Source organism: Richelia sinica FACHB-800 (assembly GCF_014698825.1).
Classification (GTDB): domain Bacteria; phylum Cyanobacteriota; class Cyanobacteriia; order Cyanobacteriales; family Nostocaceae; genus FACHB-800.
In genome coordinates this window covers 57,549-72,861 of sequence record NZ_JACJTT010000001.1, presented here as the reverse complement: position 1 = coordinate 72,861, position 15,313 = coordinate 57,549, and the positions used below count along the sequence as shown (strand labels likewise).

General features: G+C 40.1%; 14 protein-coding genes. 7 read left to right on the top strand and 7 right to left on the bottom strand.

Translation table 11 applies throughout. The features are described from left to right. Positions 1-415: 415 nt before the first annotated feature. Positions 416-676, top strand: a complete 261-nt coding sequence (locus H6G73_RS00310; protein ID WP_190600946.1) for a chlororespiratory reduction protein 7 — start codon at positions 416-418, stop codon at positions 674-676. A gap of 227 nt (positions 677-903) precedes the next feature. On the opposite strand, the gene H6G73_RS00305 is transcribed toward H6G73_RS00310, so the two are convergent. Then, on the bottom strand, positions 904-1,452 hold the full coding sequence (locus H6G73_RS00305) for a DUF2854 domain-containing protein (RefSeq protein WP_190600945.1): 549 nt from the start codon (positions 1,450-1,452) through the stop codon (positions 904-906). A 214-nt stretch (positions 1,453-1,666) separates the two neighbouring features. Between H6G73_RS00305 and H6G73_RS00300 the strand changes: the two genes are divergently transcribed. Further along, the gene (locus tag H6G73_RS00300) at positions 1,667-1,849 is read left to right on the top strand and encodes a hypothetical protein (RefSeq protein ID WP_190600944.1); all 183 of its coding nucleotides are present in this window, start codon (positions 1,667-1,669) and stop codon (positions 1,847-1,849) included. A gap of 283 nt (positions 1,850-2,132) precedes the next feature. On the opposite strand, the gene H6G73_RS00295 is transcribed toward H6G73_RS00300, so the two are convergent. Continuing rightward, a complete protein-coding gene (locus tag H6G73_RS00295; protein ID WP_190600943.1) occupies positions 2,133-2,537 on the bottom strand; it encodes a response regulator transcription factor in 405 nt (134 codons plus the stop codon). 346 nt (positions 2,538-2,883) lie between these two features. Beyond that, positions 2,884-5,049, bottom strand: a complete 2,166-nt coding sequence (gene ppk1 / locus H6G73_RS00290; protein WP_190600942.1) for a polyphosphate kinase 1 — start codon at positions 5,047-5,049, stop codon at positions 2,884-2,886. Positions 5,050-5,355: 306 nt separating this feature from the next. Between ppk1 and H6G73_RS00285 the strand changes: the two genes are divergently transcribed. The 3 genes from H6G73_RS00285 to H6G73_RS00275 all read left to right on the top strand — a co-directional run bounded on the left by H6G73_RS00285 (position 5,356) and on the right by H6G73_RS00275 (position 8,845). Beyond that, entirely contained in the window at positions 5,356-6,762 is a 1,407-nt protein-coding gene (locus tag H6G73_RS00285; protein WP_190600941.1) for a sensor histidine kinase, read from the top strand. A 617-nt stretch (positions 6,763-7,379) separates the two neighbouring features. Then, positions 7,380-7,847 carry a DUF2267 domain-containing protein gene (locus H6G73_RS24930; RefSeq protein WP_313946742.1) on the top strand — a complete coding sequence of 156 codons (468 nt, stop codon included), beginning with the start codon at positions 7,380-7,382 and terminating at the stop codon, positions 7,845-7,847. A gap of 218 nt (positions 7,848-8,065) precedes the next feature. After that, positions 8,066-8,845, top strand: a complete 780-nt coding sequence (locus H6G73_RS00275) for a hypothetical protein (protein WP_190600939.1) — start codon at positions 8,066-8,068, stop codon at positions 8,843-8,845. A gap of 12 nt (positions 8,846-8,857) precedes the next feature. Here H6G73_RS00275 and H6G73_RS00270 read toward each other — a convergent pair whose 3' ends face one another. Both H6G73_RS00270 and H6G73_RS00265 read right to left on the bottom strand, forming a co-directional pair. Beyond that, positions 8,858-9,952 (bottom strand): tetratricopeptide repeat protein, encoded by a 1,095-nt coding sequence (locus H6G73_RS00270; RefSeq protein WP_190600938.1) that lies wholly within the window; start codon positions 9,950-9,952, stop codon positions 8,858-8,860. 85 nt (positions 9,953-10,037) lie between these two features. Continuing rightward, a complete protein-coding gene (locus H6G73_RS00265; RefSeq protein ID WP_190601241.1) occupies positions 10,038-10,664 on the bottom strand; it encodes a sigma-70 family RNA polymerase sigma factor in 627 nt (208 codons plus the stop codon). Positions 10,665-10,835: 171 nt separating this feature from the next. Between H6G73_RS00265 and queA the strand changes: the two genes are divergently transcribed. Both queA and H6G73_RS00255 read left to right on the top strand, forming a co-directional pair. Then, complete coding sequence (gene queA / locus H6G73_RS00260) at positions 10,836-11,960, top strand: tRNA preQ1(34) S-adenosylmethionine ribosyltransferase-isomerase QueA (RefSeq protein ID WP_244997474.1); 1,125 nt, start codon at positions 10,836-10,838, stop codon at positions 11,958-11,960. A 130-nt stretch (positions 11,961-12,090) separates the two neighbouring features. After that, the gene (locus tag H6G73_RS00255; RefSeq protein ID WP_190600937.1) at positions 12,091-13,056 is read left to right on the top strand and encodes a tetratricopeptide repeat protein; all 966 of its coding nucleotides are present in this window, start codon (positions 12,091-12,093) and stop codon (positions 13,054-13,056) included. 161 nt (positions 13,057-13,217) lie between these two features. Here the strand turns inward: H6G73_RS00255 and H6G73_RS00250 are convergent, their stop codons facing one another. Beyond that, complete coding sequence (locus tag H6G73_RS00250) at positions 13,218-13,913, bottom strand: potassium channel family protein (protein WP_190600936.1); 696 nt, start codon at positions 13,911-13,913, stop codon at positions 13,218-13,220. A gap of 44 nt (positions 13,914-13,957) precedes the next feature. Then, positions 13,958-15,292 (bottom strand): TrkH family potassium uptake protein, encoded by a 1,335-nt coding sequence (locus H6G73_RS00245; RefSeq protein WP_190600935.1) that lies wholly within the window; start codon positions 15,290-15,292, stop codon positions 13,958-13,960. Positions 15,293-15,313 lie beyond the last annotated feature (21 nt).

The following is a 15,313-nucleotide window of genomic DNA, read 5'->3' as shown; positions in this document are numbered from 1 at the left end:
ATTCACACTTAGTATCTTTTGTATAGTTGTATTCTCCTGACTCAATAATATTGACTAAATTTGCTATAATTTTTGATGGAAAATGCAAAAATTCATTGTTTTCTCGGAAAGGAATTTTATGGGTAAGTAGGTCTACATTGAAAACAGTAAAATGCAGTTATGGGAATTGCTTAGTTTCCCTGGTTTTCACGGGGCTAACAACATATACCAGGTGATAGGCTTAACGTGAGTTTCGACTACCGTGTCAGTCGAACGGTGACAGTGCTAAAAGCTCTTGGGTGTCTAAGTTTTAGTTGTAGTTAATGTCATAATTGCCTTGTCTACGGCTCTACTTAGCCAACACAATGACATTTTATATTTAACTAATCTGACCTACTTAATCCAATATTTTGTCAATGATTGGGAAAAATTACCAATGCCAGATCCATTAATGTATCAACAAGATTACTTTGTTGTCCTCGAAACCAATCAACCAGAGCAATTTTTCACGGCATCAGAGTTACTGGAAAAATTGCAAGAAGTTCTAGGAAAACTACCTGAAAATGACTTACCACCGGACGTGCAGAGATTTACCACAGTTGCAGAACAAGCACAATATTTACTGGATACCAGTTGTGAATTAGATGTTGGCCCAGGTCAATATTTAGAATGGTACGCAGTCAGGTTAGAAAAATAAGAGTATATTGATGGTAGGGAAATTTTCTATTAGGAAATATCCATGATAGCAGAGAACAGGGAATAGTATATCCCTGCCTTCTACCTGATGGAATGAATGTTATCAATGGATGGCAGACTATAGAAATTAATAGCCTCAAAACTGAAGACTGGTAGTTATATCCCCTGTTCTCTAACTGACAGTTTGACGGAATGAAAATTTTATCTGTTTTCAGTCATCCCTAATTACTAACCTGGAACTGTAATTAACGTCAGTTCAATTTTATTTTCATCAGGCTGAGAAATTTTAACTTCTAATCCAGGTGCAAAATATTTAGTCATTTTCTCCTGTTTATCCAGCCAAACAGCTAGGGGTAGGTCGGGAGAATCAAATTCTAAGACCAAAGCATAGGCCCCATTGACTTCTATTTCTCGCAGACCAGTGACTACAGGTCTTTCTTCGTCACTAGGACTTAAGCCTAGATACTCTAAGGCCCGGTCTAAATGTGCCTTTTGACCATAACAATAGCGCGTAATGTCCTTACGGATTTTATTTTGAGTGATTGTGGCTTGCTGCTGTCTCAATGCCAAGATAGATGGTGTGGTAGGTTGGCTGAAGGGTATTGGCTTCAGTTCATTAGCTTTGAGTGCTAACCCCCCTAATAACAGAGGAAAACCATAAAAAAAGCCCACAAGATTGAGGGTAGCGTTGTTAGTAGCATAGGCGACAAAGCCTACAAGTGTGAGAATGCTACCAACTGTTAAACCCAAAGTTCCCAAAGAAAGTCCGCCGAACATAATTTCAGATAAGTATAATTTCTTTACATTCTAGTTTTTATATCATCCTCCAAATAGGGTGCATTATTCACATGGTGTGATTATTACATGTAAAAGATGCGTTAAATCTGGTCATAACGCACCTAATAATTTCCGGTAGAGTTTCTCAAACATCTCTGGCTTGTACTTTTTGCGTTAACTTAAATGTGAGGATAGTTAACAATAGGAAAAGACAATGGATATACAGACACTCAAGGAAAGAATTGCCGCAGTTCAAAGTAAGCGGGAGTATCTGCTGAATCTACTGGAACAATCAAATTTAGGGATTTTAAGAGTTGATGTGAATCAAGCTTTGGAAGAATTGGATGATTTAATTGATGAATTTCGGAAGACTATTCCTGAAGCTGAAAGAAATTAAACCTAATTAGCAATTTTAAATTTTCGGTGTTAGATTTTGAATTTTGGATGTTCACATTCAAGACTCAAAATCTAATTTTTTTGTGTACATAATCTATCTATTTTTTCAATTGATGTAATACCCATTAAAAATTGGCAATATTTAGTTCAGACTTTTTCGCTTTCATCTGTCCAATTTTTGCTTTAAATGGGTATATGTTGGAAAAAAATGTTGTGAGGAGAGAAGGAGAGTAAAAGATGCAATTGAACTGGTACACGGCAGGATGAATGATTAATTTTTTACTTTAATCATATTCAGCTTTTAAACCTAGTTCTCTAACAATTGCTATCAATTCGCTAGTGGGAATATCTTTTTTGCAGACTTCATCAAAACTAGGCATGGCTTTTGTTTGTTTAATGCGGGATTCTTCTATGGAAGAGTAAGCTACAATCTGAATATGTGGAGATATAGCTTTAATTTTTCCTGAAGCAATCCAACCATCCATCACTGGCATTTGTAAATCGAGAACGATGACATGAGGATGACAGCTTTTCACCATTTCTATTGCTTCTTCTCCATTAGTAGCTAAACCTACTAATTGGATATTCTCTTGGGCTGAGAAAGCTACCTTGAGGTAGTATCTAGTCAGGTCATGATCGTCAACTATTAATACGCGAACGATCGCGGACTTAGGGGACAACATTAACATTCCAGGGACAGGGAACAAGATGTAGGTTAATTTATATAGTTTATGTGGATGGGTTTATTTATTCACTCTATCTTATGGGTGAAAAAGTTATACCAAGTTAAAAAAGTTTAGATGTGATGAATGTAACATCACTAATCATATCTAGATTTGGGTTTTACAATCTCCTATCTCATGGCAATTTGAGCTTTGAGATGTTGGATTTTCAATTAAAAAACGCAATTTGTAACTTATTTCCGCCCTTGGTCATCTGATCCAAACTAGTCAAAAATCTTGATTCTAGGATTAATCAGTTTTCTGTTAACCACCCAGAAATAAATTGACATATTTTACTGAGTGGTTAGTTATCTTAGGACATACCAACAGTGCGTAATGCCATAGACATGAGAATTTTTTGAGAATTGGCTTCTGGGCAGTCTTCACAGGGTCGTCTTTGAATATAACTGCCATCAGGTTGTAATTCCCAGGCTTGGCGATTATCTGCCAACATGATGCCTAAAATTTCTTGCAAATCTTTAGCAATATCTTGGTCTTTGATGGGGGTAATTACCTCGACTCGCCGGTCGAGATTCCGGCGCATCCAATCGGCACTACCAATATATATTTCTTCTTGTCCATTGTTATAGAAGTAATAAATGCGGGAGTGTTCTAAGAAGCGGCCGATAATGCTGATGACGCGGATATTTTCACTAATATCTTTGAGTCCTGGACGTAAGCAGCAAATACCGCGAATGATTAGATCAATTTGCACACCTGCGCGGGAAGCTTCGTAGAGAGTCGCGATAATTTGTGGGTCAACGAGGGCATTCATTTTAGCAACGATACGCCCCGAAAAACCGTTTTGGGCATTGTCGATTTCACGGCGAATTAATTCCAAAAAGCGATCGCGCATATTCACTGGTGCGACCATAATTTCTCGATAGGACTTTTGCCGTGAATAACCAGTTAAGAAGTTAAATACATCTGTTAAGTCTGCACCTAATTCTTCTCGACAACTTAATAAGCCTAAATCGGTGTACAGTCTGGCAGTTTTCTGGTTATAGTTCCCAGTACCAATATGTACATAACGGCGCATTCTGTCTTTTTCTCGCCGCACCACCATGACAATTTTGCTATGGGTTTTTAAACCCACTAAGCCGTAGACTACATGTACACCAACTCTTTCTAACCTTCTAGCCCAATAAATATTATTCTCTTCATCAAATCGGGCTTTGAGTTCTACTAAAACAGATACTTGTTTACCATTTTCTGCGGCAGCGATTAAAGCATTAACAATAGGTGAATCCCCAGAAGTACGGTAAAGGGTCATTTTGATGGCCAGGACATTGGGATCATGGGCCGCATGTGTAATAAACCGGACGACGGTGGCGGAAAATGATTGATAGGGATGGTGTACTAATAAGTCTTTTTCCCGAATCACAGCAAAAAAGTCTTTTCCCTCTTCAACTTCCAACCCTTCAGCATTGACACTGCTTTCTCTAATGCGTTGTAAGCGTGGAGGCACCACAGATTGACGTGGTGGGTCTTTGAGTTCTGGTAAGGGCAGGGACATGAAATACATTAAATCCCGCAGTCCCAACAGACCATCGACTTCATAGGCATCATTTTCGGTCAGTTCCAAATCTTGTAATAACCGAGAACGAACTGTTTCCGGGGTTTGAGATTGAATTTCTAGCCTCACTGGTGTGCCACCCATGCGACGTTTCCGCAGTTCCTGTTCAATGGCTAATAACAGGTCGTCAGCTTCGTCTTCTTCCAGTTCTAGGTCAGCGTCGCGGGTAATACGGAAGGGGTGATACTCTTGAATATTCATACCCGGAAACAGGGATTCCAGATTATGGGCGATCGCTTGTTCCAATGGTACACCTGTCCAATGGGCCGGCTTGCCTTGATGCTGAATCCCTAACTCTGGTGGTAAGGGCAAAAATCGCGGTAATACTTTCGGTACCTTGACTCTGGCAAAAAACTCTTCCTCTGTATCTGGGTTTTTCACCACCACTGCTAAATTCAAACTGAGATTAGAAATATAGGGAAAGGGATGGCTAGGGTCAACAGCTAGGGGAGTTAAAACCGGAAAAATCTGGTCTTCAAAATAGTTATCTAGATAATTTCTTTGTTTTTGATTCAGTTCTATGTAATCAAGAATATAAATACCGTTTTCTGCCAACAAAGGTCTTAGAACCTGTTCAAATTCCTCATTTTGTTTCTTGACTTGAGGACTCAAATGCAGGCGAATATCTTGTAACTGTTGTTGTGGTGTGCGACCATCAGGAGTTAACTGGGTTACTTTTGCTTCTACCTGTTGCTTTAAACCGGCAACACGTACCATAAAAAATTCATCTAAGTTAGAACAGAAAATCCCTAAAAACTTGAGGCGTTCCAACAGTGGGGTACGTGGATCACAAGCTTCATGGAGTACGCGATTGTTGAACTCTAACCAACTTAACTCGCGGTTGATATAGTATTGGGGTTCGGTGAGATTAATAGCAGGAGTCGTCTTTTTAGATTTAGGCATGATGACCTGGGGCTGTGAAATTTTGCCCATTAAACAGGAGAAGACCTAACTAATATAGTAAGTCCAAGTTAAGTAATATTTAACAAGGAAAATCAAGATAGAAAAATTATACCCATTGGCCCAAAGGACAGGACAAATTGAATCGCAAAAACTTGTTTGAGTTTTTAATTTTTAATTTTTAATTGGTAAGCTGTTACACATGGGAGTTGCATCATCAGGGTGGGCAAGACTTGTAGTGAGTTTGTCCAGGTATGTCCACCAGATGTGGTTTAGCTAATTACCTGGGGATTTTGTCGGTGTTTAACCATGTTCCAAGCCACACGTCGTCGTCTCGCTATTTGGTATACCTCTGTAACAGCCCTGTTACTACTACTATTTGCTAGTGGTGTTTATTTATATGTTCGTAGTACCTTGATTGAAAGGATAGATGACACCTTGAACCATGTGGTGGAAGTAGTAGAACGGTCTTTAGTCATTGAACCACTCAATAAAAATACTGAAAAACTGCGTGTCAATATAGAGGCCAGTTTTCGCAACAATGCAGATAGTGTAGAAGACGACCACATTGACTTGGAATGGTTTAGTCAAACCGGAGAATTACTTTGGTCAACGTTTTCTGCACCTTTAGATATTCCAGTTCACAACCATCGTACTGGTGAAACAGTCAAGGTTGTAGGTATGGGGGGATGGGGAGAATCTGCACAGTTATTGAGACAAGTGACCAAACGGGTAGAAATGGGAAGACAGGTGCTTGGTTATTTACGAGTTAGTCATCCCTGGTTTGAAGTTACCAAACCCAGCCGGCAGTTGATTTTGGATTTGGCTTTGGGGACATGGTTAATGGTGTTATCGGTGGCAGCTAGTGGCTGGTTTTTGTCTGGTAAAGCCATGGAACCGGTGGGGGAGTCTTATCAACGGTTGAAGCAATTTACTGCGGATGCTTCCCATGAACTAAGAAGTCCCATTGCTTTGATTCAAACAAATGTGCAAGTAGCTTTAGCAGATTTGGATTTAGTGGAGGTGGAAGAATCTACAGCCTGCCAATATCGACAACAATTAAAGTTAGTTGAACGCCTCACTCAACGGTTAGGTAAATTGGTCAATGATTTGCTATTTCTAGCACGTCAAGACAGTGGCATTAGTCAGGAAGTTTTTTCTGTTTGTCCTGTCGATGCACTGTTGATGGAAGTGGTGGAAGAACAACAACTTTTAGCCACAGAAAAGGGAATTTCCTTATCTTTGCACTTAATTGACCCGCCCCAGGATATTGACCCAGAACTATTAGAAAATTGGTTTACTTTGATGGGAAATTGGGATCAGTTGGTGCGGTTATGTACCAATTTGATTAGTAATGCGCTGCAATATACTCTAACCAAGGGGACAGTCAAGGTAGAGTTAGCCAGGATAGAAGGGATAAATCTGGTGTCGGGACTGCGTTATAGTCATCCCCAATTACAAATTAAAGTCGTGGATACGGGAATTGGTATTCCTTCAGAATCTCTCCCCCGCTTATTTGACCGCTTTTATCGAGTTGATCCGTCCCGGTCTCATCAGACACTCAAGCCAGCAAAAGAACGTACTACTGGTTCAGGATTAGGATTAGCGATCGCTCAAGCTATTGTCGAACATCATCAAGGACAAATACAAATCGAAAGTAGTCTTGGCAAAGGTACTACATTTACTGTGACTTTACCTATAAATCTAGAGTCATAATTTCGTCTTTTGTATTTGCTTCCTGTGATAGATGGAGACTAATTAATTTACTTATTAATTTAGGAATATAGCAGTCTAATTTGACTTGTAAATCTAGGGAAAAGAACAGGGAATAGGAAGAAAGAGAGAGGTTTACATATCATTGCAGACGGCTCAATAATTGGTCATGGGTGACAGAAATTCATGATGTTAAAATTCCTATGGGAGTGTAGCGACAGATGCCTATAACTATCCGAGAAGATGTTGCCTACATTTTACTCAAAAAAATTAATGAATCTGGCTCAGGAATGCACGAAGTACATTTTACCAAAGATGACTTTCCTGGTCACAATATTACCATAGCTAATTTTTTAGGACATTTAGATTATTTAAATCAAAATCACTATATTCGTGCAGAATTCACAGGTAATGCCTATGGAAATCAAGAAGATGTACCTGATTTGATTAATCCTCCAGAATTTGATTTAAGAATAGCTAATACTTATAGTGCGAAGGATGGGCCATTATCCCATTTGATTACTTTCAAACAGGCAGAAATCACAGAAAAAGGACAACAATTACTAGAAAAATTAGCTAATAATTTAGCCAATGCCCCAGCAGAAAATGGTCATAAGGCTATAGATACAAAAAATCTGCCATTTCTAGAGAAGGTAATGGCCAAAAGTGGTGTACATGATATTTTCGATGCCAGAGATTTAACAGAAGTGGTCTTTCGCGTCATGCGAGATTTAATGACTACGGAAGCAGCAGATAGAGTGGAAGCAGAACTACATAAACCAGCGGAAACAACGGAAGATAGGTCTTTACAACTAGAAATTGCCGATTTGTGGCATGATACTAACCCAATTGTGGCGTTTTTAAGTCGAGTACGTCCACCTTGGCAAGGACCGGGCATTTTCAAGATAGATAGCGATCGCTTTTTGTTTCGTGTGGAAAATGAAGGGCCAATGCCACCTACGGTAGAGAGGGAAACTCTGGTAAAAGCTGTATTTTCTGCCACCAAAGACGAATTATCCCCCGACAGAATTGCAGAAATTGCTACTTGGTTACCTGACCATATTCATCAATTGTGGCAAGAAGCATGAACAATTAAAAATTCAACATTCATAGCAATGGACAGAACGGTTAGAACATTAACTAACACTTAGACAGGCAAAGGTTTTTAGCACTGTAACCCCGTTCGCGGAGCGTGGCGTTAGCCATAGGGGTGCGCCAGTCGCTCATGGGGGTTTCCCCCAAGACCGCGCTGGCTTACCTGTCACCTGTTTCATAGCAATTTCCTTCATCTTTTCATGGAGTAAAAATGAATATAAATCAGCGAACATTTCGCCAATATGTGCAAATATTGGGGACTATTTGTGGTGGTTTACTTATGGGGTTACCTGCCATCAATCAAGTTATGGCACAACAAACTACTCCTAAAGTTAACCCCTGTCCCCGTATTTTTTACGAAGAACCTCATAATAATCGCGTTTTAGTTCCCCGAGGTTGTCCTCCCAATGCTTTAACCCAAAGGCTATTGGAACAAGGTCTTTTACCCTCTGCGGCAAATCCATCAGCACAACAGACTCCCTTCGGTGTAGGTGGTGAAGCGCCTTCAGTGGTTAATCCTAACCCCAGCATCTTTAATGAAGCACCTTATAATCGTTCCCCCCGTGGTGTGCAGTCGGAAGGTTCTACCCTTCCAGAACCGACTATTCGGCCAACACCACCCACTACTCAACCAGGAACAAGATTCAGGACTCAAACTCCACCAGCGCCAGTCCCGGTCATGAGAATTGCTCTCGCTAATGGCACAGTTAATATCAGGTTAGAAAATAATACTGGTGCAAATGTCACCTATCAAGTGATTGGTGATACAGCCCCCCGTTCATTAACAGGTAAATCCTACGTGATGTTACGAGGGTTAAAGGCACCAATCACATTAACATTCCAACGGGAAGATGGTGGATTTTTACAAGTAACTCCTCAACCTGGGGAAAATGTCGGTAATTTGAATGTGACATTGCAAGAAACAACAGATTTTAACCAAGATAGAAAATCGTTGCGAATTCAAGACACTGGTGGAGTTTTATTGAACTAACCATCAAGGTGTTTATTTGTTGGGTAAATTAGTCAACCGATCTAAAACAAAGGCTTCTTGCTTTTTGTCATCTAACTTTCTAGTTAGAGTCAGGGCCTGTTGATATAAATTCCGGGCTTGGGTGTATTTACCAATTTTTTCATACATTTGCCCAGCAGAGGCAAAATATTTGAGTTCTTCTACAGGATTATTTAAAAATTGGGCGATGGCTAACCTTTGGTCTAGTAATTCTATGGCTCTTTCATATCTTTTTACAGCACTATGGGCAATCACTAAACCATCAATAGCCCGTAATTGATTACCTCGGTCAAAATGAACTTTTGCTAACCGCATAGCCGCACCATAAGCACCAATAGTATTGTCATAATCTCCTGCGGCTAAATAGGCATCACCTAAGTTATTCAAGGTATTGGCTTCACCAATAACATCATTGGTTTGGCGACGGAAAATTAAGGCAGTTTCACAAACTTTTATAGCTTGATTATAGTTACCTAATCTTGTATATACCAAGCCCAAATTGCTTAAAGAAAGTCCTTGACCTTCAATATTTTCTAAGTTGCGAGCAATTGCCAAGGCATCTTGAATTGTTTGACCCGCAGCCTTGGCTTCACCTTTTTGCAATAACAGGGTGCCAAGATTGTTGAGGGCAAAGATTTGGGCTTCAAAATCTTTATTATCACGAGCTATCCCTACTCTCCGCCTTAAGGCATCTTCGGCATCTTTTAAATTACCTAATTGTAAATAAGCTCCTGCTAATAAATCATAGGTTAAACCTTGAGAGTTCACATCACCAAGGATGCGATATATATCTAGTGCTTCTTGCCCGGATTCTACAGTTTTAGCGGCAAATCCTGCTGCTAATTGTTCTCTACCTATCCGCAGCAAACTATCAGCATAATCTCTATATGTCCGTTCATCTCTAGATACTGATAGAGGACGGTGCATTTGTTTGGTAATATCAATAGCAATGGCTGAATTTGGCATTAGCAAAACAGCCAATAATAAAGCATAAAAACTTCGGGATTGCCATTTTTGTATATGGCGAAATTCCCCGCAATTTTGAAAATTTAAAATAGATAGCCCTGGTAATAAATGCCTCGGTTTCATAACGCTCACCCGTGAAATTTCGGCTCTCAGTAAAATCTCTGTAATGGGAATTAAAGACCGGATATATTCACGTTGATACTTGAGCTTAAGATGGCAAATTCTCTTCTAAGTAAATCACGCGAATATCGGCCGGCAGTTTGTCTTCTAGCATACGATATCCTTCTTGCAGAAGATCACTAACTTCACTGGGGGAAATTTGTTCTCCTTCCGCTTGCAGGTATGCTGCTATTCTAGTTTCGCTCCAATGGAAGGTTTGTGCCATCACTAGCATTAAACGTAATAGGGGTGGTATTTGGTCTAATGCCTGTTCAACATAACACCACAGGGGTGGAGAAGACCCTTGAAGAGAATAATGGATAGCTTCGGTGGGTGGTAGTTGAATTTCGTTGATGCAGAAGGCGGTCATGTTAATTAGCCAGTTTTGCAAGCTAAGACCATCCTGACCTACTTCTGGGCTGTTGAGATTGAGTCCACCTAGTTCATAGTAAATATGTCTCCAGGTGAGGGCAAATAGATAATCTGCCTGGACGGGCGATCGCGCCGAATGGCGAATCAAGGTGTAGACTATAGGACTATAACGGCAAAAAATCACCGTAAAATACTTGCCATGATCTGGATATTGCTGAAATAAACTCAGCAATTCTTGGTCGCTGTGGTGAAACAACGACTTCACCAATGGGTGATTAGCTTCGGGAAAATGGGGAATTTGCATTGTCACCATATCAATCGATTCTGCCAGGCATTTATTAGGTTAATAATGCTCAAAATTATCTCAAATTCGCTTGAGTGTCCATTTTGAACATATAATATGGGGTTATTTGCCACGAACTGCAAATACTCAAGGAATGCTCATACGTTATTTTTGTTTTTTGGTTAATCAAAAGTGAACGTGCAGGAACAAACAACACAAGATATTAATTTAGACCAATCTTTATCTGGTTATGACTATGTGCTGCCACCAGAACTGATAGCCCAAAACCCGGTGGTTCCTAGAGACAGTTCCCGCTTACTAGTGGTCAATTCCCCAGAAACTGGTAAAACTCTTCCTCCTCTACACCATATTTTCCGTGATTTGCCTACACTTCTCCGTCCCGGTGATTTGTTGGTAATGAATAATACGAAGGTCATTCCTGCCCGGTTGTATGGACGTAAGGCCACAGGGGCAGAAGTGGAAGTATTACTGTTAGAAGAACGGCAGCATAATTGTTGGTTGGCTTTGGTTAAACCGGGAAAGCGGTTTAAATTGGGTAGTCAAATTATTTTTGATGGTCATCATGGACAAGAATCTGACCATCCGTTAACAGCTACAGTGATGGCATCAGACCCAACCACTGGGGGGAGATTGTTACAGTTTAATTTACCAGAGCATGTTTCCCTGGTGCAGGTGTTAGAAAAGTTTGGGGAAATACCGCTACCACCGTATATTACAGGTTCAACGGCGGCTGGCGACCAGTATCAAACAGTGTATGCTAACCAACCTGGTGCGATCGCTGCACCAACAGCTGGATTACATTTTACACCGGAATTATTAGAAAAACTGCGGAATATTGGCATTAATCAAGCTTTTCTCACCCTCCATGTGGGTGTAGGCACATTTCGCCCTGTGGAAGTGGAAGATGTCACCACTCACCAAATGCACGAAGAATGGATAGAAGTACCACCAGAAACCGTAGAACAAATTCGGGCTACTAAGGCGGCTGGAGGGCGCATTATTGCCGTGGGAACAACGGTGGTTAGGGCTTTAGAAGGGGCGGCACAATCAGGGGAATTACAGCCCTTTGTGGGTAAAACTAATTTGTTTATTTACCCTGGCTATGAATGGCAGGTGGTAGAAGGGCTAATTACCAATTTTCACTTACCCCGTTCTAGCTTGTTGATGTTGGTTAGCGCCCTGATAGGCAGAATCAGGCTATTGAAAATTTACCAAGAAGCGATCGCATCACTGTATCGTTTCTACTCCTTCGGTGATGCCATGTTGATTTTACCGGAAGGTCAAGGGATTGAGTAAAAAATTTAAATTTTGAGTAAAAGAGTTTAAATTTTTCGTGTAGTTATGGGTATCCTGACTATGTAAATACTTAGCCCCGAAGCATCAAATATGTACACCAGGGGCGGGATAGTAAGTAAAAAACTAATCTATGTTTGAGCAAATTTCATCTCGTCAATGGTTGCAGGGGCTATCCCTGGTAGGTTTTTCCAGCAAGTTAGGACAAAAGCTATTATTAGCTTCCTCACTGTTTGTCCTCTTGACCCTACCCACCAAATTAGTGGCACAAAATGTCGTCTCACAAGATTTGGAAACAGCTAGCTTGTATCAACAGGGAGTCATCCGTTATCAAAACAATGACTTACCTGCTGCCGAAGCGGCTTTCCGTCAAGCTTTGCAGCGTGACCCCAATATTGCCGCAGCGAGGAATTTTCTGGGGAATATTCTCTTGCGACAAAATCGGCTGGAGTTAGCTGGACAAGAATATAGTGAAGCAATTCGGCTAAATCCGAATTTCGGTGAAGCTTATTACAATTTAGGTCTGGTTTTACACAAACAAGGACAACAACAAGCTGCCGTCAGTGCCTACCGTCAAGCCTTAACCTTTAACCCCACCATGGCTGCCACCCATTATAATTTAGGGTTAGCACTGTATGAGCAAGGACAGTATCAAGAAGCGATCGCTGCTTATCAACAGGCAATTAATCTAGATAACAGTAATACGGATGCTTATTTAAATTTAGCCCTGGTTTTGCAAAAGGACAATCAAATTGACCAGGCGATTGACACCTACCGTCAAGTTTTAAAGTTAAATCCCGAACTCGGCGTAGCTTACAATAATTTGGGCAGTTTATTGTCTATGCAAGGCAAAAATGCCGAAGCAATTACTGTTTATCAACAAGCAATTCGCCTCAATCCTAAAAACGCCCTCGCTCTCTATAATTTAGGAGTGGCGCTATACAATCAAGGCGATATCAATAACGCCAAGAAATCTTTCAGTCGGGCTTTAAATGAATATACCCGACAAGGCGACACAGAAAAAACTGAAAATATCACCCAGATGTTACAGCAATTAGGGCAAAATGTCACATCTAAAACCCCGGAAGTGAAGCAATAAAATAGATGACCTTAGATAACGGTAGGGTGCGTTATAGCAACGCTTAACGCACCGATAATATAAACATGTGGTGAAAATTAAATGTGCATTTCCTGGAAACATTGTAGAGATTTTCCATGGAACGTCTCTACTTTTCTGGAGATGTCTAATATGGTTTGTGACTAAATTGGTAACCGATTAATATCTTTATTACAACCAATCACAACCATAGCTGAACCTCTTTCTAAGCGTTTGGTAGGTTCAGGGTTAATCAAAAATTTTCCATCCTGACTCACTGCTAACAAATTTAAGCCATAGCGGTTACGCAATTGAATTTCTGTAATGGTTTTACCGTGAAATTCATCAGGAACAAGTAACTCGACAATACTGTTATCTGGGTCAAGGTCAAATCGTTCTAAAATTGAGGGTTTGGTCAGGGTTCTCGCTAAAGCAGAACCAGCTTCATATTCAGGAAACACAACATGATCTGCACCCACTCTTTTTAGCAACTTGCAGTGAACTTCACTAGAAGCTTTTGCTACTACATGGGGCACACCACCTTCTTTCACATTCAGAGTGGTGATAATACTTTCTTGAATATAATTACCAATGGCAACAATGACTGTATCAAATTCAAAAATCCCTGCTTCTCTCAAAGCCGCAGGTTCAGTAGAATCTATCTGCAAAGCATGACCAACTATATCTTCTGTTAATGCCTCTGATACCCGTTTTTCATCTACATCTGTAGCTAAAACTTGATAACCTAAATTATGCAGAGTGGCACAAACAGCCCGACCAAATCGACCTAAACCAATCACGGCAAATTGGTGGTTATCTTTTCGGAGACTCCGCAAGAATTTTAATGATGACAGATTCATAATTTCTGTTGTTATTGATGTTTTTACAAGGAAATTTTTATTGATTAGCCCACCAGTAAATTTTCTTCAGGATAGTGGACTCTGCTAGGACGAGGGTCACCTAAAATTGCTGACATTAATAATAGAACCCCGACTCTACCGATATACATTGTGGTAATAACAATTATCTTGGCTACGACGGAAAGACTACTAGTTATACCGGTGGATAATCCCACTGTAGCAAAAGCAGATACCACTTCAAACAAAATCTGAATAAAATCAAATTTTGGGTCAGTTACACTAATTAAAAGTGTGGCAAAAAGCACCGTAGCGAATGAACCTAATACGACTCCTACAGCCTTTAAAATAAGTGAAACAGCTATTTTTCTCTCGTAGAGTAAAACATCTTCTTTGCCCTGTAAAATCGATTTTGTACAACTAGTTAACACCCGCAAAGTAGTAGTTTTTATCCCCCCGCCAGTGCCACCAGGGCTAGCACCAATAAACATTAAAACGATGGTGATAAATAAAGCAGCATCTGTCATTTTTCCAAAATCAACGGTGTTAAAACCAGCAGTTCTGGGCGTAACAGATTGAAACCAAGCAACTAGAAATTTATCTGCTAAATTGAGGTTACCAAATATTTCATGATTCCGTTGTTCGATAGTGAGAAAGAGAAAAGTGCCTAGCACTAATAACAAGATTGTTGTGCTAGTAGCAACTTTAAAATCCAAGGATAAATTAAAATTATTGGCTGATTTATTAATTTTTTCCCTGAGCCAAATATACATTTCTAAAATTACTTGATAGCCAATACCGCCAAAGATAATTAAGGTAGTAATCGTGAAAACCACTAAAGGCGAGGATTGATAGCCAATTAAATTATCTTTGAATAAGCTAAATCCGGCATTATTCCAAGCATTGACACTATGAAATATGGCTAGCCATAGACCATAATTCCAGCCATGTTCAGGCACAAATGCTGGTAAGAGTAGAAAGATGCCAGTAATTTCAAAAATTAAGGTGGTCGCAATAATTGAGCGAATAATTTGGCTGCTACCACTCATGCCTGGTCGATCCAAAGCTTGTTGAATTGCTATTTTTTGGCGTAGGTCAAATTTTCGCCCAATTAACAAAATCAGAAAAGTGGTAGTGGTCATATAACCCAAACCGCCAATTTGGGCTAAAAGGGCAATAAAAAATTGACCCCAAAAAGAGAAATATGTGCCAGGGTCAACTACTGATAAACCTGTGACGCATACCGCCGAAGTTGAAGTAAACAGTGCCACAATTGGGTCATTCCAGTTACCACTGCTAGTGGCAAAGGGCATCATTAACAGAATGGTTCCCAATGTGATTACTGCTAAAAATCCCAAACAAATTGTCCGAGAAACAGTCATAAGACTTCAAGTTTTCCAACG